This window comes from Actinocrispum wychmicini, assembly GCF_004345645.1.
GTDB lineage: Bacteria > Actinomycetota > Actinomycetes > Mycobacteriales > Pseudonocardiaceae > Kibdelosporangium > Kibdelosporangium wychmicini.
The window spans coordinates 1-22,946 of record NZ_SLWS01000001.1; the positions used below are offsets into that span (position 1 = coordinate 1).

Annotated in this window: 18 protein-coding genes; 6 read left to right on the forward strand and 12 right to left on the reverse strand. The window is 63.7% G+C overall.

The window, feature by feature from the left end:
* Positions 1-416: 416 nt before the first annotated feature.
* Complete coding sequence (locus tag EV192_RS00005) at positions 417-749, forward strand: hypothetical protein (protein ID WP_132109876.1); 333 nt, start codon at positions 417-419, stop codon at positions 747-749.
* Between the two features lie 131 nt (positions 750-880).
* On the opposite strand, the gene EV192_RS00010 is transcribed toward EV192_RS00005, so the two are convergent.
* Positions 881-1,072, reverse strand: a complete 192-nt coding sequence (locus EV192_RS00010; RefSeq protein WP_279492952.1) for an SDR family oxidoreductase — start codon at positions 1,070-1,072, stop codon at positions 881-883.
* A 412-nt stretch (positions 1,073-1,484) separates the two neighbouring features.
* Positions 1,485-3,665 carry an ATP-binding protein gene (locus EV192_RS00015; protein WP_132109880.1) on the reverse strand — a complete coding sequence of 727 codons (2,181 nt, stop codon included), beginning with the start codon at positions 3,663-3,665 and terminating at the stop codon, positions 1,485-1,487.
* 124 nt (positions 3,666-3,789) lie between these two features.
* Here EV192_RS00015 and EV192_RS00020 point away from each other — a divergent pair, with 124 nt between their 5' ends.
* The 4 genes from EV192_RS00020 to EV192_RS00035 are packed head-to-tail and all read left to right on the forward strand — an operon-like array spanning position 3,790 to position 6,131.
* Entirely contained in the window at positions 3,790-5,097 is a 1,308-nt protein-coding gene (locus EV192_RS00020) for an ATP-binding protein (RefSeq protein ID WP_207925840.1), read from the forward strand.
* Entirely contained in the window at positions 5,081-5,401 is a 321-nt protein-coding gene (locus EV192_RS00025; RefSeq protein WP_132109884.1) for a hypothetical protein, read from the forward strand. The genes EV192_RS00020 and EV192_RS00025 overlap by 17 nt, the downstream gene beginning before the upstream one ends.
* Before the next feature lie 11 nt (positions 5,402-5,412).
* On the forward strand, positions 5,413-5,736 hold the full coding sequence (locus EV192_RS00030) for a hypothetical protein (protein ID WP_132109886.1): 324 nt from the start codon (positions 5,413-5,415) through the stop codon (positions 5,734-5,736).
* Entirely contained in the window at positions 5,733-6,131 is a 399-nt protein-coding gene (locus tag EV192_RS00035) for a hypothetical protein (protein ID WP_132109888.1), read from the forward strand. Before EV192_RS00030 ends, EV192_RS00035 begins: the two co-directional genes overlap by 4 nt.
* A 1,210-nt stretch (positions 6,132-7,341) precedes the next feature.
* Here the strand turns inward: EV192_RS00035 and EV192_RS00045 are convergent.
* From EV192_RS00045 to EV192_RS00055, 3 genes are all read right to left on the reverse strand, one after another.
* Positions 7,342-7,794, reverse strand: a complete 453-nt coding sequence (locus tag EV192_RS00045; RefSeq protein WP_165960149.1) for a cutinase family protein — start codon at positions 7,792-7,794, stop codon at positions 7,342-7,344.
* Between the two features lie 1,458 nt (positions 7,795-9,252).
* Positions 9,253-9,696, reverse strand: a complete 444-nt coding sequence (locus EV192_RS00050; protein ID WP_207925841.1) for a hypothetical protein — start codon at positions 9,694-9,696, stop codon at positions 9,253-9,255.
* On the reverse strand, positions 9,632-10,126 hold the full coding sequence (locus tag EV192_RS00055) for a DUF6247 family protein (RefSeq protein ID WP_132109894.1): 495 nt from the start codon (positions 10,124-10,126) through the stop codon (positions 9,632-9,634). The genes EV192_RS00050 and EV192_RS00055 overlap by 65 nt, the downstream gene beginning before the upstream one ends.
* A 96-nt stretch (positions 10,127-10,222) precedes the next feature.
* On the opposite strand from EV192_RS00055, the gene EV192_RS00060 reads away from it, so the two are divergent.
* The gene (locus EV192_RS00060; protein WP_132109896.1) at positions 10,223-11,521 is read left to right on the forward strand and encodes a hypothetical protein; all 1,299 of its coding nucleotides are present in this window, start codon (positions 10,223-10,225) and stop codon (positions 11,519-11,521) included.
* Between the two features lie 586 nt (positions 11,522-12,107).
* On the opposite strand, the gene EV192_RS00065 is transcribed toward EV192_RS00060, so the two are convergent.
* The 7 genes from EV192_RS00065 to EV192_RS00100 form a co-directional block, all read right to left on the reverse strand.
* Positions 12,108-13,361 (reverse strand): ATP-binding protein, encoded by a 1,254-nt coding sequence (locus tag EV192_RS00065; RefSeq protein WP_207925842.1) that lies wholly within the window; start codon positions 13,359-13,361, stop codon positions 12,108-12,110.
* 1,392 nt (positions 13,362-14,753) lie between these two features.
* Positions 14,754-15,116, reverse strand: a complete 363-nt coding sequence (locus tag EV192_RS00070) for a histone-like nucleoid-structuring protein Lsr2 (RefSeq protein ID WP_132109898.1) — start codon at positions 15,114-15,116, stop codon at positions 14,754-14,756.
* A gap of 740 nt (positions 15,117-15,856) precedes the next feature.
* The gene (locus EV192_RS57255) at positions 15,857-16,051 is read right to left on the reverse strand and encodes a DUF397 domain-containing protein (protein WP_132109900.1); all 195 of its coding nucleotides are present in this window, start codon (positions 16,049-16,051) and stop codon (positions 15,857-15,859) included.
* Positions 16,038-16,301, reverse strand: coding sequence for a DUF397 domain-containing protein (locus EV192_RS00085; RefSeq protein WP_341770823.1), 264 nt, complete (start codon positions 16,299-16,301; stop codon positions 16,038-16,040). Before EV192_RS00085 ends, EV192_RS57255 begins: the two co-directional genes overlap by 14 nt.
* Positions 16,295-18,430 carry an ATP-binding protein gene (locus EV192_RS00090; protein WP_165960150.1) on the reverse strand — a complete coding sequence of 712 codons (2,136 nt, stop codon included), beginning with the start codon at positions 18,428-18,430 and terminating at the stop codon, positions 16,295-16,297. Before EV192_RS00090 ends, EV192_RS00085 begins: the two co-directional genes overlap by 7 nt.
* A 624-nt stretch (positions 18,431-19,054) precedes the next feature.
* Entirely contained in the window at positions 19,055-19,885 is an 831-nt protein-coding gene (locus EV192_RS00095; protein ID WP_132109906.1) for a transposase family protein, read from the reverse strand.
* 160 nt (positions 19,886-20,045) lie between these two features.
* A complete protein-coding gene (locus EV192_RS00100) occupies positions 20,046-22,841 on the reverse strand; it encodes an AfsR/SARP family transcriptional regulator (RefSeq protein WP_132109908.1) in 2,796 nt (931 codons plus the stop codon).
* Between the last annotated feature and the right edge of the window lie 105 nt (positions 22,842-22,946).

Sequence of the window (22,946 nt, forward strand, 5' to 3'; positions counted from 1 at the left end):
TCACGCAAGCACCGTCGCGGCGGCCACACCGCATAGCGACTCCCCCAGCCAGGAAATGCTGAGCCGCCAAGCGATCCACCCCTCTCGCGCGTCGACCTCCCAAAGCCGGCCCCGCCGGCAAGGAGGCTGATCGGCCCCGATGCTGGCGACGGTCGAGCGAGGGACGAACGTGGTGTGAGAAAGCGAGATTGCCTCACACCGCACGGCTCGCAACGGTCACCACACCGCGCCGCGCCCGGAGGACATCCGGACATGCCGCCAACCGGTCGTTCCCATGAACGCACTCACATGCCGATTACGGGACGGCAGATGGCCATGACGGCGACCTGGCTCGCCTTCGGTGCGTTGCCTGCCATCGCCTGCCGCCAACACGTTTATCGATGCCCTATGTGGTGCCCGGCCGATATGGTGTCGCCATGAAGTCGAGCATGGGCAAGGGTGATGGTTGCGAACTGCCCGCCACCGCTGTCTGTTGGCTTACCGACGAGCCGCAACCGGGCGTGGTCCTGGTCGAGTTGGCGGATGCCTACGGCCTACCTCACCAACTGGTCGGCAAGAGCGTCTACTTCGGCGGGGACCTGCAGCCGACCTCGACCTATCCACGCCCGACCAGCGTCCAGTGCACGATCGAAGACGTCAACGACGACATCGCCACCGTCAGCACACAGTGGTTGATCGGCGGCCCCGACAACACACCCTTCGTCTTCAACGTCCGGTTGGACATCCTCAGTCCAGTTACGACCGCCTGACCCACTGTCCACTGTGGTCACTGGTTCGACAGGGGCAGAAGCCACGTTGGGGCAAGGCAGAGGCCGTGGGCTGGTCCGCGTTCTGCTCTGGGCCGTGCCACTGATGCGCAAGGCGTGACCCCGTCGACGAATCAGAAGATGGAGTAGCCGCCGTCGATGACGATGGTTTGGCCGGTTAGGTATCGGGCGCCGGAGCTGGCCAGCAACACCGCGATCGCCTCGAAGTCCGCCGGGGTTCCCCACCGGCGCAGTGGAACACGGGGGAGGATCTTCTCGCGCGCTGGCGCACTGGCCAGGATCGCGCCGGTCATCGCGGTGTCGATCCAGCCGTAATCGGATCAGCACTTCCCGGTCTGCAACGGCGGTGTCGGACAGGTGGCGGTCGTAGCGGCTGTGCCCCGGGTGCGACGCGGTCGCGCAGTCCGGACAAGATGGAGCGTCCGTGGTCTGCACCTCGAACCACACCACACAGCCCGCTGTCCGCACCGCTTCGATCCGCACGCAGGTCAGATGCGGCCAGAGAACCCGCTCCAAATCAAGATCAACACACTCGGTTCATGATCAACCACGGCGTGGTCGTCCGATCACCCGGTCCATCACGGAAAGCGTCCTGAACCACGTTTCGACTGGAGTTGACACTGCGCTGCCTACGCCAGGTACTGACTCATATCTGGGCCTGTACTCGGACGGTTATTGACTGCGCAACTGGTATCGCGGAATAGACAGTTCGAATCTTCACTCGGCGGGTTTCTCCATCGTCTGGACGAGCTTGCGCAGTTTCAAGGCTGCGCGATGGTCACCGGACTGCTCGTAGATAGCAATTGCTTGGCGCCAGGCGGCAACGGCTTGCGTGGTTTCGCCTACGCGGTGGAGTGACGTCGCAAGGGTGTTGAGGGTATGACAGAACTCCAGGGGAAATCGAATTCGTTGATACGGTCCACAACTGTGGAGGGCCTGCTCACAGAGCACGATTGCCTGTCGATGATCGCCCATGCCTTGCCGTGCTTTAGCAAGGCAGTGTAGTGCTGCTGTTTCAGCGCTGGGATCGTTGGCCTGTCGGCGGAGTGCCAGGCTGCGTTCGGCGTGGTGCACGGCTTGCTCGTACCGGCCGAGGCTGGTGTATGTGAGGCTGAGGTGGTGTTCGATGACCCCTTCCAGACGCCCGCGTTGCGCGCCGACGCTGAGAGGTTTTGCAGCGCAAAGATAGTTGATGGCCTCGGGTAGTCGATTTTGACGGCGACGTAACGAACCGAGCCCAAGGAGTGCGATTGCCTGCCGTCCTGGGGCGCCGATCTCTCGCGCCACCTTTAGCCCATCTTGGAAAACGGCGCTGGCTTCACTCCATTGACCAGCCAACTCATGGACCTCAGCCAGCATTGTGAGGACGTACGTCTCTGAGAGTCGGTCGCCGCAGCGGCGAGCGGCGTTGACACTTAGAATGTTGATCTCGATCGCATCTGCCCACTGTCCTCGCCGACACAGCACCGAGCTAGTTGTGGCAGCCAAGAGGATGGTCAACTTGTCGAGCCCTCGTCGCGATGCTTGGCGTGTGGCGGCCGCTAGGTTGGCGCGTTCGGCATCCCACCAGGCTATCGCTTCGAGGAGATCTGAAAACTCCAGTTCGGGTCGTGCGCGTGGGACACAGTTGGACACGGGGTTCCAGTCCGCACGTACTGGATTGGAAACTCGACTGGCCGACTCGGCGTGGTAGGCGTACCACGCCAACAGTGAATGTTCGGCTTGATCGCGGTCAGCGGCGGTGATGTCGCGGTCAGCCCGTTCGGCGGCATAGGCGCGTAGCAGATCGTGGAATCGGTAGCGATCACGACCAACGAGATCGATCACGTGCGAGTCCGCGAGGTCGTCGAGCAGATGTCGTGCTGTTGCCAGGTCAAGGTCACCGGCGGCTGCGGCGGCGTGCAGGCTGATGTCCGGGCCGGTATGCACGCCGAGCGTGCGAAACACCCTGGCTTGTTCTGGGGTGAGTCGCTGGTAGGACCAGTCGAACACGGTCCGTACCGCGGTTCTCTCGTCGACCGGGTTGCTGAGCAGGTCCAGCCGTTGCTGATCGTCGGCAAGGTCGGAGACCAAGTCGGTGATGGTGGTGTGTGGGTGGCCGACCGCCCAAGTGGCAGCGATTCGTAGCGCGAGCGGAAGCCGGGCACACATCTGTGCGAGTGTGGCGACCGCGTCCGGCTCGGCCTGAGCCCGTTCAAAGCCGACGATTTGGGTAACGAGATCGGCCGCTTCGGACAAGGTGAGCAAGTCGAGGGTGACGCGGGTAGCCGCGTCGCTGATGACTAGCCCGGTCAGGCTGGCTCGGCTGGTGATCAGCACCAGACATCCGGCGGTGCCTGGCAGGAGCGGCCGTACTTGCTCGGCGCTGTTGGCATTGTCCAACACGATCAGCATCTGCCGCCCGGCCAACAGCGACCGGTACAGCCCGGCCTGTGCCTCCAAGTCCATTGGAACATTGGCTGCGGAGACACCGAGCGCGTATAGGAAGCCAGCAAGCGCCTCGCCAGGGTTGGCAGGGGCGCCAGGGCCGTAGCCGCGGAGGTTGACGTGCAGGGTTCCGTCTGGGAATCGGTGCTGTACTCGGTGGGCCCAGTGCACGGCCAGGCTGGATTTGCCGATGCCGCCGCTGCCGTCGATTGCCGTGATTACCACTGCCTGTGCTCCTGAGCCCTCCGGTTGGTCAGGACCAGGCTTGGGTGAGATGAGGGCGTCCAAGACGGCCAGATGCTCGGCGCGGCCGGTGAAGTCCCGGACCGCTAGTGGCAACTGTCGCGGTATCGGAGGGCCTTTCACAGGTGGAGATGCGTCCAGTATCAACTGGTGGACGGAGCCGGCTTGGACGACGTTGCCGATAGTCGTGCCGCTGACTTCGGCGTGGATGGTCGGTTGGTCCGCCATGACGGCGAGTGTGTCGGGATCGACTTGTTCTGGACAGCGGCATTGGCCGCTCTCACTCCTGTGGAGTACCAGGGTTGCGCCGTCTGAGTTGTCTTGGGCTGCTCAGCGCCTGTTGCAGCGGGCGTTGCGGCGAGGTAAGCGGGCCGGGGTGTTGCTGCACGGCCAGGGCCGGTTGGGGAAGTCCAGCCTGGCCGCGCGGATCGCCGACCGGTATCCGGAGTACGCGGTGGCGGTGGTGTTCGGTGACTACGGGGCGATGGACGTCCTGGACGCGGTGGCGACCGCGGTGGACACCGACCCGCTCGCCCGGGAGACAGCCTCGAATGGGCTGTCGCGGGTGCGGGACCGGCCGGAGGCGATTCGGGAAGTGCTGCTGGATCTGGTGACCGGTCCATGCGCCCAGGTCGCCGACGGGCGGCGACCACTGCTGTTGATCATCGACGACCTTGAGCAGATCCTGGTGGCCGACCCGGCCGGGCCGCACCGGGTGACCCCTGAGCTGGCGCCGGTGCTGGCAGGGGTGCTGCGGGCGTTCGACCCTAACTACACCGACAGTCGCCTGCTGATCACCAGCCAGTTCACCTTCACCTTGGACGGCCTGGAGGAGCGGCTGGAGCGAGTGCAGTTACGGCCGTTCTCCCCGGTGGCGCAACGCAAACTGCAACGCCGTCAACAGGCACTGACCTCGCCGGACCGGCGAGCCGAGCGAGCCGGTCTGGCCGATCGGGCGGTCGTGGTGAGCCGGGGCAACCCCGGGTTGCAGGACCTGATCGGGTACCGGTTGGTGTACGGCGAGCAGGTGCCGGTGGAGCGGGCCGAGGCCGCGGTCGCCGACATGGAAGCCTATCTACACCAAGGGAACCTGCCGTCCGACAGTGAGGTGCGCGCGTTCCTGGAGACGCTGGCGCTGGACACCTTGCTGGCCGAGGCCGGGCCGGCGCATGTCGCTCTGCTGCGGGCCGCGACCCTGTTCGACCTGCCAGTCCCGGAATCGGTGATCCAAATGCTGGCTGATCAGGTCGGCGGCACACTGCCACGGCTTCGCGGCCTCGGCCTGCTCGAGCCGTACCCCGATCCGTACGACCGCACCCGCCGTGCCCTGGCCGTGAACCTGTTGGCCGCCGGGCGGATCCCACCGCTGACGGCCGATGAACAGGCCGCGCTGGCCACCGCCTGCGTCGCCGCGCTGTTCACGGCGTGGGGCGGGACCACCCCCGGCCCACGACGAGCGTTGGAGGTGGAGCTGCAGCTCGCCCAACTCGGGCTCCTCGCCGATGACCCCACCACCGTCACCGCCATCGCTACTGGCGCTGTCGCCCAATTGCGTATCGGCCCGGCCGGCAATGCGTGCGCTCTCGGGCGCGAGGCGATCGAGCTTCTGGACCGCCATCACCGACCTGTACCCCCTGAGCCTGTTGCGTGCGACCACTGACGCCGCGTTGACCGACGGAGATGGGGCGCTCGGCGAGGCGATGCTGGAAAGAGCGATGCGACGGGTCACCGCCGGCGACAACGACGACGAGGCCGGCCCACTGGAGCACGCACGGGTTCTCGCCGACCGAGCCAACCGTTTGATCACCGTAGGCGAACCGGGAGAAGCCGAACGGCTGCTGCACCACGCGCACCAACTGTTCACCACCGCGGAATCGACCTTCGAAGCAGCGGTCGCGATGAGCAGGGTCGCGGACATCGCCTACCAGCGTGGGACTACGACGAAGCGACAGACTTGCAGCTGAGACGGTTAGAAGTGCACACACAGCTCGGTGACCGTGATGGCATCGCCGCCAACTGGTCCCTCGCCCTGATCGACCTGCGCCGAGAGAACTACAAGACCGCCATCCCCAGGGTGATCGAGTCGTTCCAGATCCTGCGTCACCTACAACGCGCCGACGGCCTCGCCATCGTCGGCGAAACACTGGCCACACTACTCATAGCAGCCGGCATCACCAATCAAGCCCGCCACGTCCTCCGCGACGGCATTCAGGCAGCCATCAAGATCGGCAACGCCGACCTCATCCAACGCTACCAACGCATGCTTGACCAGATCGGCGACGAAGGAGGCCAACAATGATCATCCACGTCGACAGCAGCATCGCCCAGAACCTCACAACCGCCACACGCGAACTCGCGGAACTCACTCACAGCTGGGGACACGACCTACACGAGATCACCACCGACACGGTAAACGCCGCAGACGCACCTCGCGACAACGAGAAAGGGATCGACCCGGTCGCCCTATCCGCCCTGATGCTATCGATTCCCTCCGCAGCACTAGCCGTGACCGACCTCGTCGACCGCATCCAGAAACGACGCCGGGCAACCGATCTCATCCACCGCGCCCAACAACTCGCCGACCAGCACATCAACCTCACGCTGGAAACCCAAGACGGTCCCATCGAACTCGCCTCCCTCGACCCCGACCAACTTCTTAACTTGTCCGCTACCGAGCAGGACCCACCCACCTGACAACGACGGGACCAAAAGAGCCATAACCGAGCGGACAGTACTTCTCGCCGTGCACGATGTGCACCCGGTCACGGAACCAACCACGCCTGCGGCGACGTTACATGTAATCTCTTCAGCCCACGGCCACGCACTCTCTAAGTAGCCGCTTATCGGCCGTTCGTGAACCCCGGCAATTGCCCCCTCGCCAGCGCGATAACTTGTTCCAGTTCTGCAGTGGTGTCGGTGGTTCCACGACAGGCAACGTGGTGGTCCTACAACGGGGTTCGGGCCCACTTTCCGTGAAATCGCACCCAGAATCGGCCGAAGCACGCCCACGTCACACGACCGGTGGACCCTCACCTGCAACGTCAGGTACACGACGCGTCAGCGACAATTGCCAGCTTCACGGAAAGTGGTCCGGATCCAAAGCTCGCGAGTCGTTGACAGAACCGACACACCGGCATGAATAGACAGCGCCTCGATTGATTGCGGCCTCGCCAGGCTACGATGATCAAAGCATGGGATTTCGATTCGACCCACATACGGTGCCATGCTTCGCCGATCGTCAAACATCCGCTTCTGCCGCCTATCGGTCGTTCGGGGAACGCAGACCTCGCTAATCGACAGTGCGATAACCTGTTCCACTTCTGCGCCGCTGTCGGTGATCCCACCACTGGCAACGTAGTGGTCCCGCAATTGGGCAAGCGACAGGTGGAGCGCCCAGCGCGAAGCGGAGGACAAGCGAGCTGGAGGGGTGCGTCGAGTAGCGGCAAGACTTGATCGCGAGGAACCCATGGTGCGGCCGAAGGTCAACGACATTGATCATGGCAGGTGATCAACATGTGCGTTCAAATCCGCATACAAGTGTGGTCAAACTCGCGGACATAATCATCCGGCCGTTGTTGATCGCGTCGTACAAGCCGCCATGCCCACGTCGATGCTCCGGGGGCCAGGGATAAGTCGACCCGGGACCGGACTGAGCCGTCGGCGCAGAGTACCGCGTCGGCCGGCTCGAACGACCCGTCCGCTCGGGTGGTCAAGCAAACTGTCGAACTCTTGCCGAAACCGGTCCATGTCCTCGAACGCCCGCTCCTGGTCGATATCGTGCACACTGATCACGCAGCCCTTGGTCGGTCTTCCTTCCGTCGCAAGAGGAAATGTTCAAAACCAAGGGTTGCGTTCATGATCAACTAAGATAGGCGCCGCCAACCGGATTCTTGAATAACAAAGTTTAGATCTTGCCGGCGAGGAACGCGGCTGCGTCAGACGACCGGTAGGTCATGTGCGGACAGTTGTCCTTGGCGATGACGCATGCGGCCAGCAAGTTGGTGCCCACCTGGAGGGCATACTGGGTCGGGTACCAGAAACCGCAGATCGGGTCGCCGAGGTGGCAGAACGACTTCGTCCTGCCACCGACGCCGTCGCGGTAGGGCGGTCGAGGACCGGCGATGCCGAGGGCGATGGCGAACCCGGCGCCGTTGATGAACGGCGTGAAGCGTGGGTCGCCGAAGTGCACAACTCCCTTGATCGTTCCGCGTTCGCTGGATGACATGCGTTCGATCGCGTCGCCCACGGCGAGGGAGCCCTGGCTGTAGCCGATCAGCGCGATCTTCGTGTGTGCGGCACCGCACTGAGCGATACGTGCCCTGGTCTGGCTGAGTACCAGGTCTCGTCCGCTTACCACACTGTCGTAGTAGTTTGTTCGGATTGTGCAGGAGTTCGCTGACAGGCGCGGCCTTGTAGGTGGCGAGTGCGGATTGCGGCACCTGATCGACTGCCTTGTGCCTGTTGTTGCGAAGATCGTCGAACACCGCTCCCACAAGTGTGCCCATGCCGCCGGCTTCCGATGCGGGCTGGCCGGAGCCACGCAGTCCGATCACCAAGGTCCGGTCGCAGGCGGCGGCGCCACCGATCTGCAGTTCGACGGGCCCTACGCCGTTGGACACGCGGCCGTAGCCCACGCCCACCACCGCCTGCGTCGTTCCTTGCGTGGCAGTGTCGGCCACTTTGAACGTCAGGGTGTCGGTTTGGGTCGGCCCGGCATAGCCGGTGGGACATTCGAGCACGCCAGCCGGTGTGTCGGGATAGGCCGGCGAGGTGCTCTGCTTGCACTGCCCAGGCAGCGATTGCTGGACAAACGTCAGCTGTTCCATTCGGTACGAGACATAGAACCTGTTCTGGTCGGGTGTGTAATGCGAGTCGTTGTCCGTCGGCTCGGTCTCTGTCGCACTGATGATCAGGGTGACTGTTTGGCCGGGAAGTGCCGACGGCGGTGAGAATCGCGCCATCACCGAGCCTGTCGACTCCCCGGCGACCGCGATCCCCGGATGGATTCCTGTCATTCCTGCGATGAGCAGGCCACCGGAAATCAGGATAGCCAGAAACCCGCGAGAGTACCGACTTTTGAGTTTCGTCATGCAGTCGTGGTCGACCGTCACGCACCCGGTGTTACGCTCATCCGAATGTGGTAAGTAGGTGTGTCGACGTTACGTCGCGATCGCGTGAAGCGCCGTGAAAAGTTCGCGGTCTGGTCGGTGTTTGGAATAAGCCGAACCAGCTTTGTGATGTGTCGATTCCCAGCAGAACGCTTCGCGGTCGTCCTGAGGATGACCATACCCTTCTGATCGAGTCCGCACAGGCGCGCGACGTCGTCACCACGCGAAAGTCACGTACGCGTCGTGACGTCAGCCTGTTCGCGAGGCTGTGATATCTGGCCCACTGTGCGTGACATAGCCACCTGCCAAGCCGAGTCCTGAGAAGCTAACGAGCCAACAGGCTGCAGGCTTGATGCGGTCCAGGCGGTCCGGCTTCACGGATGGCGCAGTAGTCACTTTCGTGCTACACGGCTCCGCCGGGAGAAGGTGGAGGTCGTGGCATGGCTGGGCGTTGAGCTGCTCAGCGTGGTGTCAGTGTGACGTGGTTACGGTTGTGGTGTCGTGATGGGGAGGCAGGGTGGTGGCGCGTTCGAGGTCTACGTATCGCAGGTATTCGTCTCCGGACAGCTGACCAGCCTCGAACCGCCACGCTAGGGCGGCAATGGCGTCCACATGCATCGTGGTCCTCCTCTGTCTCGAAGAGAGTTCACGCAGCGTACAACGCCGCTCACGCTCACGGCGGAACGCTATGGTCTGAACCACCAATGTTAGTGGCTGGTGTAGTCAATGGTCAGGATGGCGACGACAGGATGCTCATCACTCTGCGCGCCGATAGTGAACCTGTCGTGGAACTGGTAATTGACTCGCGCTTTCGAGCTCAGCTCGTAGTGGACGGTCCGGGACCATCCCTCGCCGTGGGGTCGGCCGGCGCGACCTTTGAGGATGCAGGACGAGTTGATCTCGGGAACCTGTCCGGGGTGGGCCGACAGGTGATCCCACAGTTGCTGTGCTGAGTCGAGCCCGACCCGGTCGACGATCTGCGTCCAATGCGCGTGGTACTTGCGATGGATCAACACCCGGTATCGCGGCGCGTGTGTTGGTTTGCCGCCGGGTCGTCGTGCTGGTTGCAGGGGTTGATAGGCGCTGTCAGCTGGCATCCGCACTGCCTGCGGTAACGGTGTCGGCGGGCCGAGACGCGCCGACCAGGTCACCGGCCTCGAGCTTGCCGCGCAGCAGCACCTCGCGCCGTAGTGGGTCTTCCAACTGGCGAGCGGTCACTCGCCAGGCGTGAATACATGTGTGCAGGGCCGCCGCGGACTTGTCGGCGTGGGCCGCGATCAACACGTCCTGCAGCTCAGCCATGAACTCGGCCAGGTCGTCATCATCGAAGACGCGCAGCCAGGCCAGGTCGCCCAGTTCCGCGACGGTCGGTCTGGTCTCGCGTCGGAGCAGGGCCTCAAGGCGCAGATGTGCCGCGCTCCAGTCGGCGAGTTCCTGTAGGGCGTCCAACTCGCCCTCGGGCAGCATCACCAAGCTAGTGCCGTCCTTGTCACGCACCCGGGCAACGCCTGCGCGTGCGGCTTTGACCACGTCTGTTCGTCTGGTGGCCAGGTCGCTTGTCTGAAAGATCTCGTCACTCATCTCGCATCACCTACTTAGCATCGTACTCAGCATCGTACGCCACAGACAACCACGATCGTATGTATAATCGTGGTGCAGTTGGCTAGGAGGCAACCGGTGGATCACCCGTTCGATGCTCGGAAGATCATGCTGAACGATGACCTTCACCCGATCTCACAGCGGCGCACGGTCAGCCTGGTCACCGCGTTGCGCGCTGCGGTGCAGGAGCGGACCCCGGGAGCTGTCGACGATCGCAAAACCCGGGATCTGCGGGCGATGGTCGACGAGCTGATCAGTCGGGGAATCGACGGTGACAGCCTGCTTCGGTATGGACTCGGGCCGGAGCTCGTGGCGGCGGTGGTGGCCCATGTCGTGCTGTGCTGGATCTTTCCAGACGGTATCGGCGCCGCGGTGGTGCTGATCGAGTCATCGGACCCGGTGATCGCAGCCGATACGGCCAGCGGAAACGCGTGGGCGGAACTGCTGGAGCCGGTGATCAGCAGTGTGACACCCGTTCCCCGTCGGGACCGCCGCGATGCGGAGACTGTGGTGCGGGCAGTGAGCGAGATCGTGATGCGGGTCGTTCCGTGGATCGCGACGGCGTCGACCGATGACTTGCTCATGCTGCGCGCTCCGTCTGTCGATCAGCTCGAGGTGGTCGCGGCTGGCCCCATGCTGGATGCGGACACAATGGCCGAATACCGATGGGTCGTGGACCGGTTCGCCACGACCCACGTGCGAGACTGGAGCACCTCCTCACTGCACCGCGAATACCGTTGGCGACAGGAAACCTATCCTGCGCCCTGTGTAGAAGCGCTGATGAGCGACCGTGCGGTCGATGGTCGTGCTTTGGCTGATGAGATCGCTCGCCGGGCGGTGGACGCCGAACCTTCCGCGCGTATCGCGGGCCCGGCCGGGTTGGACCTCGCGCTGCGGGCCAGACTGAACTCCAGTGCCATCCAGTTCCTGCAGGCCGGACGCCGTCACGCGGCAGCCGCGCTGTTCGAGTTCGCGCTCGGAGAGTCGCCACGTGACGCCGAACTGATCAACAACCTAGGGTTCTGTCTCATCCCCGTGGAACCACGGCAAGCGCTGACGAAACTCGAAGAGGCCGAGCGGCTCGGATACACCGTATCGGAAATCAACCTGCACAATCGCGCCCTGTGTTACTTCCTGCTCGGTGAGCACAGGAGGGCTCTGGACATGATCTGCGACTTCTGGAGTCACGCGCGTGGCGAGCGCGGATTTCTGTGGCGACCGGACAACCACGAAGTCCACCTGCGGAATGTCCTCGACTCTCGTGAGGAACTGGCCTACCTCGCACACTGCGCCGCCACGGCGCTCCACGACGCCGAAGCGATCGAGCACTGGTCTCACACCATGGGCACCATCAGCGGTGGCGAACACAGTGGCTGACGTCAGTGTTGGCACGGGGCATCGTTCCTCCCTTCACCGCCGAACCAGCCAGGGGCGGGGGAAGCGTGCAGCCGTGAACCGAGCCACCGTATGTCGTTGTCCAGAACAGGGCCTTAGCTGGCCTACCGCAGTGACACCTCGAGAGCCTGACTGTGTCCGCGAGTCTGACCGTCCCTGCACAGTGTTCCCGACATTGTTAAACACCAGATCATCACCTTCGCCTGAGGTGAATCGAGGCGGTGTCGGTACCCAACGGGTGTGCAGGTCACGGCGAGCTGCTCTCCGGTCGCGGCGGCACGCGTTGGACGTGATGCTCAGCGGTTGTGGCCTACCCGGTGTAGTCGGATTGCCGCGGCTGTGGTGCTGTCTGCGGTGGTGCCGGGGTACGCCGGTATCACCGGTCTGTAGCGGCTGCGTGACCGTGAGCCTGGAGTGTCGAGCACCACGCTTGCAACATCACCCGTTCAGGTGACCCGGCGATGAGACGCCACTCACATCGGGCTAGACGCTTGCACGTGTTCTCGCAGGTCAGGGTGATTCGCGCGGTGTGAATGTGACCTGCGTCACAGGCGAATGCAATTGGGCGTCATAGAGAGTTGCTGCCGTCCACGGACCAGGCCGGGACGTACTTCATGAAGCGCCGGTTGGCGGTCGGGTCAAACGGGGTGATCAGCTCGTCGTCGACGGCGTCGCTGATCAGTCGACTGATCTGCGATCCACTGCTCTGGTCCAGGCCGAACCGCTCACGGAGGGACGCGTTGGTGAGCTGTTCCCCTGCCACGTACCGCAAGCATGCGTGTAGGTACGCCGCACGCAGCCTCTCGGCCTTGTCCATGTCCTGGAACGTCTTGGGTCCAAAGAGAATAACCCGAGTGCTGCTGCTCGGCAGCTCCACTTTCGGGGCGGGCAACTGATTGAGCTCAACCTCGACAGCGATCTTGTCCCAACCGCTACCCCGCTCTTCGCATACGCCGGCCCTCCGCATCAATGATGCCAGTCTTTCGTTGCGCGATTTAGGTGGAGCGTCGACGAACCTTGCCGGATCGACAAGGGGAAGCCCTGGGTTTGTCAATTCAACTCGATTGTCGAAAACCTCGACCATAGGTGCATTGCCGCTCTGGGAAAAACCCTGATGGACAAGCGCATTAGCCAGTAGCTCGCGAACCGTAATTGGCGGATATACCTCCACGTCCACCCGCAGTGCCTCACCCATGACCTCCCGCATGGGCAGTATGCCGTTGAGGTAACGGACGGCTCCTGCGAATCCACTTGCGTACCCTTTGACACCGAGTTGCTCGCGGCCGCTGATCCGATTATTTCCAGCATATCGAATTATTCGCAACGCCTTCCGTTTTAATGACGGGAAGTCGGACAGGTTGCGAGCGAAGAGAACAGCCCCTAGGTTTGAAATGTTCCAGTCATCCGAGTCGGCGGTACGATGGATTATCGAGTCGGACGAAAGGCCTTCGAGGATCCCCGGCAGTCCGTCTGGCAGGCGCCTTTTCAGAAGAGTGAAGTAGCTGGGATAGTCGATCAGGTCAACCACTTCCTGGCCATCCAATGCCGACATTGCGACGCTGTCTTCGAATGAAACCTCATTGAATACCGCCCACAGGCGGCGCGCATGGTCGGGATGGTCACGCAATTTCTTCTTGTAGGAGCCAATGCGGATGTACTCGAAATCCTTGAACCTTACAGGGCTTGCGTGAGTGGCAGCAACCTCGAGTATGACCAGGCGCTTGCCATCGATCTCGCATTCTTTAAACTCGAAGTGTACCTGAGGGTGGATCTGCCGAGTGAGCCAAGCAATGAGATCTTCGTTTCCGACCTTGGCTGACATCGGCTGGACTGTCGTTCCGACAATCGCATGATCCGAGTCTCTGACGGCCCCATATTAGATACCCCTTTGTCTGGGAGCTCAGGGCCGCGCCATTCGAAAGTGCTGAAATATACTCGCCGATCTCTTCTGGCTTGGCGTTATTCTCCTTGAATTCGACCCACTCTGTTTCGGCTGGAAGAGCAGCCAGCTTGTTGACCAGATACCGGAGACGTTCAGCGCCCCGCCGGCCCATCTTCTGCTCCATGTGATCTCCACCGCCCCATCCGAGCGGGCGGCACGTCCCCCTCTCTCTGCATCGCAGAGTGTAGGCCCCGCATGACCCTGCGACGATCAACTAGCAGTCCGAAGGGCTGCCTGTGGGGCCTTGAGCGGCGGGAATGGCACTCTGAGCCGCCCGCACGGCCCCTGAAGGCGTGTTACGCCTGAGCGTTGACGTCGGGCGCCAAACGACCGGACGAGGGGTGTCGACGAGGCGGGGAATCCGGCCAGCGGGAAATGGTGCGAGATGAACGTTGAGTGTGGCCGCCGCAGTCACCACGACGGGAGGGATGGGCCGTGAACGACATGATGTCCACAACGAACGGCGAAGCCAGACAGGCAGGCGAGCACCAGGAAACCCCCCGCTCCGTGCGTCACCGACGGCGGACGCCGGATACTGGGCACGCAGCGGTCACCAGTCGGGCTTCATCGTGCGCTGTCATAGATCCCACAACTGGACGGTCGCATCGTCGCTGCCGTTGGCTACGAGCACGCGCCCGCTGGGCATCGACGCCGCCGCTACCGGCCACACCGGGCTGGTGTGGCCGCGACCGGGTGAGGGGGTCTTCGGACCGACGCCAAGCACCTGATCACCGCTACCCGCGAGCGCCCCGGGCCCGAGGTGGCCCGCCTCGGCCGCACCCTGACCGCCTTGTACCGAGGACTCGCCGCGCTCGATCACTCCGGAGGAGTCCAACGGTCCTACCGAGAACCTCAACCAGGCATGGGACTACGAAGACCGCATGATCTACGACGCGTGCCGGGCTTTGGCGGGCGAGGATCGCCTGGCCCGCGTCTACTGCGTCACCCTCGACCGCGGTTTCCTCGAGGCACGTCGACAGAACAAACTGACCGACCACAGCACCGTCCTAGCCCCGTCCGTGTTCTGGCTCTTGTCCGGCCAGTTCGTGCTGTTATTCGGCGCGACGCACCAAACCGAGCTAACGGCCATCTCACGTCGAGGCGGACGCTGCGGGGCGGGTATGAGTGGTGGACCAGGGTGGCGAAACAGTCACTCCTGATACAGGAGGCGCCGATGCGCCACCCGGTTCCCGTTCGGCAAGCGGCGCGTCGGTTGGCCGCGAGAGTCGGGATATTGCGGTGATGAGGGCGCGTCGCGGCTGGGGTGCCGGGCTATCTTTTCTTTCCTTTGCTGGCGTGTGCCGTTTCGAATGCGTCGATCACGGTGGTGGGGATACGGCCGCGGTCGGACAGGTCATAGCCGTTCTGGCGGGCCCAGTCGCGGATGGCTTTGGTTTGCTCGCGGCTGGCCGCGGGAGTGGATGCTGTGGGTGTGGTGCCCCGTTTGGCGCGTCCACCGGTGCGGCGAGCGGCGTCGACGTAGTCAGCGAGCTGGTTGTGGAGTTTGGCGGAGTTGGTGGGGGTGAGGTCGATCTCGTACTGTACGCCGTCGAGTCCAAAGGTGACGGTGGTGATGCCTTGTGTGGTGGTGCCATCTAGGTCATCGACAAGCTGGACAGTGACTTTCTGGGCCATGGTTGCCGCTACCTCATTCTGCCGGACGTATTCGTACGTTGATTCTCTGCGTTGGGCGGCAGCATAGGTCGCAGTACGGATGGCACCGGGCAGCGCCGACCCGTCGGCGTGGCGCCTGCGTGAGTGCCGGCTGGTAGGGGTATTCGCCGTATGCCTGGCGGGGTCGGGTGTGGCGGATCGTGGCGGTGCACCGTGTCAGGTCGAAATGGGCCGGTTGTCAGGCCGGCAACGAGACAACGAAACAAGAAGGGGCCTCGCCGGCTTCTGGGTCATCGAGGCCCCGATCGTGACGTGGCACTCAAGCTGGCCGCCGGGGGTCGATGGCCTGCAGTCGGGCGGTCGCGGTGCGTCTGTTCCTGTGGGTGCGAGCGACCTCCAGGAGGCGACCACCCGGCCCACCACGAGGAGTGGACGCGGGGTGATCGCCGCCGTGCCCTGGCGATTCGGCGACCGCGACATCGCCGAGGCGTTCGCTACCGCCGTCGAGCGACGGCCAGTCGACGGCGTACTCCAAGCCCTGATGGCGCCAATTGGTGATCAACTAGCGCCATCAAAGGCAACCTGGGAACCTGATCGTTCATGGCCTCGACCAGCTTGTCGCCATCGTGAGGAATCGGCTCAAACGGATCCAGTACCGGCCGGGGTTGATCGATGCGTTCTTCGTCCACACGGGACTGAACTTTGACCCGCGACCGCCGTAAGCCCGGCCTTCAAGATCTGCAGGAGTGCGATCCCTCCTGTTATCGCGGTGGTTCGGTGAGTTTGGTCAGGTCGAGAAACACTCGCCAGGCGGCTCCAGAGAAATGCAGCATACGACACACGTTTCTCGAGTTCCGCACGTAGCAGCTATTCTTGGCGAGGGTCAGTTCCACACAACTGGAACCCGAAGAGCTGCAACGGAGTGCGCGGCGCCACTGAGCGTCAGACGGGATCATCGTCAGTTTTCACCGACCTTCCCAGAGCGGAGATGCTCCCGCGGGGTAGTCGCAGCTGGTGGCTCGGGTTCTTCGAGTCCCGTAGCCGCTCGGCGAGCGGGGTAACGAGGACCTCGACGCAGTCCGAGCCGCCTGAGCTGGCGCAGGCCCGGCTCTTTCGCCAGCCGGGTTCTGAGTGATTGACCATGAAGCCTCCTGTCTGCCAGGTGCGTCCGCCCAGACTCGCATGGCCGAAACTGTCTGTCAGCATCTGTTTGGGGGCAATGCGGCATCGTCCAGTTCGCGCAGCCAGGCACGAACCGCGGCAGCCGGCTCCGGAAGTGTCAGGTCGACGTAGATGGCCACTGCGGCTTCCCCCAGTCGGCGGCCGTTCGCCACGTCACCGGCCTGCGCGTATGCATTCGCGGCATTGAACGAAGTGATGGCTTCGGCGTGACGGTGCCGAAGGTCCCGAAAAATTACAAGAGCATCCTCGTACATTCGTGTGGCGTCGTCGTAGCGACGCAGACCGGCCAAGGCGTAGCCCAGGCTGTCCATCGTGTGAGCGCGCGTTTCGCGGAGGGTCGAGTCCCATCGGATCGCGAGCGCACACTCGGCGTGTTCGACAGCTTGCCCGAAGTCCTCGAGGCAGGAATAGGCCCAGCTCATGTTGTTCAGCACCGCGGCCTGCTCGGCAGCGTCGTCCTGCTCGCGAAGTAACACAAGGGCTTGCTGGTACCAGTCGAGCGCGGAGGTGAAATCTTCCAACCGTTCATGTGCCTGACCGATGTGATTCATCGCATTTGTTTTGCCTCGATAGTACTTCGAGTCGGTGTAGTGTTTCAGCGCTTGGTAATAGTGCGTGAGCGCCTCGTCGTGCCGCCCGAGATAGAGGAGCGCCCGGCCCAGGTCCAGGTGCACGTGCCCGACGGCGACGGTGTCGCCGTCCATGGTCGCCGCATTCAGCGCGTGTGGAAGCATGGTGACGCTGTCCTGCCAGCGGGCACGGCGGCGCATGAAGGTCACGAGTGTCCACGCGAGCCGCCATGTACGGCCGTGGTCACTGGCCCACGTTGGATCCATGATGACCGCCATCAGATTGGCGTACTCGGCATGGAACCACGCCATCGCGTCGTGCTCAGTCGTCACTGCGGGCCAGGTCCCGGGAGACGGTTCGGACAGTGGCGCCACGGATCTGCGAGCAGGTGCGAGAACCCGATCGGCCCTGAAGGACATGCCCAGGTAGTAGTCATGTGCCCGCCGAATGGCATTGCCCGGCCCGTCTGAGTCGTCGAACCCACTTGTGGCCGCGGCGTACGTTTTGAGCAGGTCGTGCATCGTGTAGCGGCCTGGTGTGGCCTCGTCAATGAGATGCGCGCGGGTCAACTGTTCCAGAATGCGCCGTGTGTCGTTCGACGGCAGGTCGCTCAGGGCCGCCGCGGCGGGAGTGGAGATATCGGGACCTGGGTGCAGCCCGATCAGCCCGAAGAGACGGCTTGCCGCCGGCGGCAAGCGGCGGACAGACCAGGAGAACACGGCTCGCACGTCCAAGGCCGTGCCGTCGACAGCGGCCAAGCCGCTCAGGCGCTGCTCGGCGTTGCGGAGCTCTTCGGCGAGCATTCCGAGCGAGAAGCTGGGTCGCGCAGCCGCGCGGGCTCCCGCGATACTCAACGCGAGCGGGAGCCCGCCGCAGCAGTCGACAATGGTGGCCGCGTGATCTGCCTCGGCCGCCATGCGCACGGCTCCCACGTGGCGGGAGAACAGTTGGTCCGCCTCGTCGGCCGTCAGTTTGGTGAGCCGGATCGGTCGGGCCCCGTAGACGATGGACAGCTCGTCGAGCCGGTTGCGGCTGGTCACCAGCGTGCGGCAGGTTGGGCTGCCCGGCAGCAGTTCCCGAATCTGGTCGACACTCACCGCGTTGTCGAGGATGACGAGCATGCGCCGCTCTGCCGTCAAACTCCGGTACAGGGCGGCCTGCGCGTCCTCGGTCGTCGGCAGTCGATCATCCAGCACACCGAAGGACTCGAGCAGTGTTCGAAGCGCGACACCGATCCCCATGGGCTGGCCGGCGGGATCGAACCCACGCAGGTTGAGGTAAAGCTGCCCGTCGGGAAAACCCTCGTGAACGAGGTGCCCCCAATGCAGTGCCAGGGCAGTCTTGCCGATTCCAGCTGAACCCCCGATGACCACGATTCTGGCGCAGGCGTCGCCGTCGACAGCCGACATCAGCGCCTGGGAGAGGCCATCGAGCTCAGGTCCTCGCCCGACAAACCACGGGGTCGCCGCCGGCAACTGCCGCGGCGTGATCGTGCTCGATCGGCCGGGGTGGACATGTACCCCGCCAGTGACAGAACCAGCCTGCACGAGAGCCCTGACCTCGCCGGACATCTCGTTGCGCACATCTGCGACGGGCTCCCCGCCACCGGGCTCGGTCAATACTTGATCACCACCAGCCGGTAGATGACATCCGATCCTTGATTCTGGCTGAGTCTGGCCGAAGTCATCAAGGCCGCACCAAGTCGCCGAGTACCGCGTGAACATTCAGTGTGATCACGCCATCGAGAGGCGGCAGTCGGCAGACCGCACGGCCGTAATAGTCCCGCTGCCAGTTGATCGAGCCGAGTCACCGAGCAGTCACCCAAACGCCCACACCGTGTTTCGGCGCAGTGCCGCGCAAGGAGTGTCGTCCGTTTGAGTGAGCGATGTCCGTGAAGATGAAAGATCACCGAGTCGGCCATACGGGTGCAGACCAGTGCGGTGGCGACGACGTGGGTGAGGGCACGAGGGCTGGCGGTGTGCCGGAGGGCTTCCAGCAGACGGCAGTCCACGTGACGGTCGTCCGGTGTGCCCCTATTGCCCGCGACTCCGTTCTGGCGCGTCACTCGCCCACGCCGAGGCGAGTCTGGCCAAGCAGTGCAGGCGGGAGACCGGCTCCTCGCTATCATTTTTAAAGCGATCTCGGTGACTCCGGCGCCGCGCCAATCGAATCCCGGTGGCCACTTAGTGAGGTGATCTCACCAACTTTCAGGTGAGTCGGCCGTGTTCGAAATGGGTAAGTATGAGTGCGGCTTTGACGATGTCACCGATCTTGCGTGGGCTCGCGGTGATGTGTCGCAGCGTTCGCCAGCGTCCGGTGAGCAGGGCGAAGCCACGTTCGCCCAGACACCGCAGACCACGCAGCAGAGCGTTGTAGGCACGGTTGTCCACATCGAGTACCAGGCCGTCGGCGGGTTGCTTGATCGGCGTGTGTACGCCGATGCCGGCCCCGGTGTACCCGCCGTCGGCCAGCGTCGGCAGATCGAGTTGCGAGGCCGCCCCGTACAGTGCGCCCAGCACGTGCTCCCGGGCGGCGGTCAAGTCGTGGACCGAGCCGGGCTCGACAGCGCTGACCCACAGCGGAAACCCGGTGGGCGCGCAGAGCGCTTGGATATTGCCGCCGTGCTCGTGTGCCTTTCCCGAGTACCACGCGTCGATCTGCTGCCCTTTCACGCTGGTGATCTGCTCGCCACAGCGGTCGGCGGAGAACAGCTTCCCAGCCAGGATCAGGTGGGTTATGCCGTCGTCTTTGGCTCGTTGTAAGGCATCGTGCAGGTCCGGTGCCTGATCGGCGAGAACTGTGATGACCTCGTCGAGGTAGCGGTAGCCGGTTGCGCGGGAGATTCCGTGATCGCGGGCCAGCGCGGTGACATCGACGTCCTGGCGGAACCAGCGCAGGCCCAGTACCGCTTGGCTGAAGCAGGTCAACGCCCGGCTCGTCTTGCGGGTGCCGCGTCGGCGGCGTTCAGCGTGCAGCAGTCCGCCCAGGTACTGGGCCAGTTCGCGGGGCACGTCGAGTATGGCACGATAGCTGATCACGGGGAGCTTCCTGGTCCGGACTTGATCTTCGCAAATCCAGTCCTACCAGGGGCTCCCTGGCCAACTTCCTGGGCCCGGCCCCGCGTCCCGACACCTGACCGCATGGCGTATGTGCGTGCGCTCCTTCGGCATTCACCACCGCGATCTTGGTGAGATCACTTCATTGGCTCAGCACAGGCCGGGGTTCGGACATCCCGAACTGCCGTCGGATACGATTGGCGTCGGTGAGACGTCCTTGCTGCTCATAGAGTTCCAGCGCCTGGCGTAACGCTGCCCGAGCCTGCCCTTCGTCACCGAGTTCCGCGTAGGTCTGGGCGATGTTGGCCAATGTGTTGGCTTCCTGGTATGCATGCCCGAGGTCACGGAACACCCTCAGTGCTCGTTTGTGGTAGTCCACGGCCTCAGAATTCCGGCCAGTGCGGTGCGCGATATAGCCCAAGCTGTCCAGCGTGTTTGCTTCGCCGTCTTGATAACGACACTGGCGAGCCAACGCGAGAGCCGCCTTACACGACTCACGAGCCCTTGTGTAGTCACCAGCCTGTGCCTGATATAAACCAACCGAGTTTAGCGCGCGTGCCGTCCACATTGGAATATCCAACGTCTCGTACAGTCGCAGGGCGCGGGTAGCGTGGTGCAACGCATGCCGATAGTTCCCTTGTGCCGCCAACGCCCAGGCCAGACCCTGGTGCGTGCCCGCCTGGCCGTCCAGGTCATGGGCCGCTACAGCCATACGGAGGGCGCGCCTCAAATACTGTAAAGCTTCAACTGGCTGCCTGGCACGGGAATAGGCATGACCAAGCGCTCGATGTGTCCACACTTGTGCGACTGGATCAGACAGCGCGTCGGCCGCCGCCGCTCCCGTGGTCCACGCGGCGATGTCGTCCTGGAAATTCCAACGCCGCCAGTGGAAGGTGGTCAGCGTTCGCGCGATAAGCCACGCTTCCGTGTACCAGCCTTGCTCATGGCAGACGCGTTGGATCGCCAGTATGTTCGCCTGTTCAGCGGTAAACCATACGAACGCCTCAGCCTTGCCCTGCAACGGCAGGAAATGGCAGCCGACGGGCGGGTCTCCGATCGAGATCGCGTCACGGCTGGGAAAGAGCATTCGGTCACCGTGGTAGGCGGTGTGTAGGTAGAAGCCGGCCAGGCGCCGCAGCGGCTCGGCAGCACCAGACGAGATACGACCATGGGCTTGATCAACGGCGAACAGACGCACCAAGTCATGCATCAAGTAGCGTCCTGGGGCATGCTGCTGGATTAGGGACGCATTCTCCAGTTCCCGCAGGACAGTCCTGGTTCGCGTCATCGGTAGCGCGGCAAGACTTGAGGCGGCCGCCGTACTGATGTCCGGTCCTGGTGCGAGCCCAAGCAGGCAGAATACGGAGACCGTGTCAGCCTGGAGTGCGTTGAAGGACCAGGACAGCACCGCACGCACGTTGTCGGCCAACTCTCCGCCGTCCAACGCGTCCAGGCGACCCGCGCGATCGTGTAGTTCGCCGGCCAACACCGCGATCGGGAAGTCGGGGTGTGCTGCCGCACGGGCAGCGACCACACCAAGGGCCAACGGCAGGCCGGCGCAGCTGTCGAGTAGCTCCTTCGCCGGTTGGGGTTCGGCGGCCAGACGGTCGGCACCCAGATGGCTGGCCAACAGTTCGTGCGCATCAGCGGGTGAGAACATGCGCAGTTGCACGGCACGCGCGCCGTGCCGACCAACCAGACCGGTGAGGCGGCGACGGCTGGTGACCAGCACCATGCACGTCGGGGTACCAGGCAACAACGACACCACCTGGTCGGTGTCATAGGCGTTGTCCAGCACGATCAACACATGTTTGCCGGTGAGCAAGCTGCGATAGAGCCCGACCTGGGCATCGAGATCCGCCGGTATCGCCGCGGCGTCCACGCCGAACGCGTCGAGGAGCCCATGCAGCGCCACGGACACCGGCAATGGCTGGCCGGACGGGTCGAACCCACGCAGGTTGACGTACAGCTGCCCGTCCTTGAAGCGGTGGAGGTGCTGGTGTGCCCACTGCAGCGCCAACCAGGTTTTGCCGACCCCGCCGATCCCACTGATGGCCAGGATCCGAAGAGCACCGTCGGCCCCTTCGCGTTCGTCCAGTGCCGTGGTGAGGAATCTCAGCTCCTGCGTTCTGCCGACGAACAGCCCTGGCTGAGCCGGCAGTTGACGAGGTACGGGTTCGCGGCGCGTTGCCGATACGGTCAGCGCGTGGTCAGCAACGAGGATCTGCTGGTACAGCTGCTGCAGAGGCGGGCTCGGATCAGCCCCGAGTTCCTCCGCGAGCCGGTGCCGCAGGTGCTGGTAGTGCTGCAGGGCATGGGCTTGGCGCCCGCTGCGGTAGAGCGCGAGCAGGTACTGCCCGGCCAGGCGCTCATCCAGTGGATGCTGTTGGACCTGATCGGCCAGGTCGGCCAGGAGCAAGGTGTGCCGCCCCTGTCGTAGCTGGATGTCCGTGAGATCCAGCTGCGCCGCATGGCGTTGTGCTTTGAGGATGTCGCGTTGGGCGTTGAGCCACGGGGTGTCCAAGCCACTGAATGGTTCCCCGCGCCACAGGTCGAGCGCTTGCTCGAACAACACGGCAGCACCCTGGTCCCGTTCCGTGGCGGCCTGGTTCAACCGTGCACGGAAACGATGGAGGTCAACCGTCTGGGTGTCGAGCGTGAGTTGGTAGCCGGTCGGCTTACGATCGATCCTGGCCTCCATCGTCAACGCCAGCGCGCGACGCACCAAAGCGATGCTGTGCTGGACCGCGCGGCGCGGACGGTGTGGCAGGCGGCGCGTACCCCAGACGCGGTCGGCCAAGTCGTCGGCTGGCACGGCGCGATTGGCCTCGATCAACAGCACCGCGAGCATGCACCGCAGCTGTCGGTAGCCGATCACAATCTGCCGATCGCCCAGACAAGCCTCAACCGGCCCGAGTAGCCGGAACTCGATCCCCATCGCCAATCCCCTGGCAGCCGACGGCAGGAGTCTCACCTCCACTATCTGACCAGGCAACTCAACCGTTACTCAGCACCTGGGCAACATTGCCCGTGCATCCTGCAG

Coding starts and splice junctions, on each gene's coding strand:
- EV192_RS00015 (WP_132109880.1), bottom strand. CDS start 3,665: ATGGCGGACCAACCGACCATCCACGCCGAAGTCAGCGGCACGACTATC.
- EV192_RS57255 (WP_132109900.1), bottom strand. CDS start 16,051: ATGATCCCGTCTGACGCTCAGTGGCGCCGCGCACTCCGTTGCAGCTCT.
- EV192_RS00005 (WP_132109876.1), top strand. CDS start 417: ATGAAGTCGAGCATGGGCAAGGGTGATGGTTGCGAACTGCCCGCCACC.
- EV192_RS00070 (WP_132109898.1), bottom strand. CDS start 15,116: ATGGCCCAGAAAGTCACTGTCCAGCTTGTCGATGACCTAGATGGCACC.
- EV192_RS00085 (WP_341770823.1), bottom strand. CDS start 16,301: ATGCTGACAGACAGTTTCGGCCATGCGAGTCTGGGCGGACGCACCTGG.
- EV192_RS00065 (WP_207925842.1), bottom strand. CDS start 13,361: ATGTCAGCCAAGGTCGGAAACGAAGATCTCATTGCTTGGCTCACTCGG.
- EV192_RS00055 (WP_132109894.1), bottom strand. CDS start 10,126: ATGAGTGACGAGATCTTTCAGACAAGCGACCTGGCCACCAGACGAACA.
- EV192_RS00035 (WP_132109888.1), top strand. CDS start 5,733: ATGATCATCCACGTCGACAGCAGCATCGCCCAGAACCTCACAACCGCC.
- EV192_RS00100 (WP_132109908.1), bottom strand. CDS start 22,841: ATGGGGATCGAGTTCCGGCTACTCGGGCCGGTTGAGGCTTGTCTGGGC.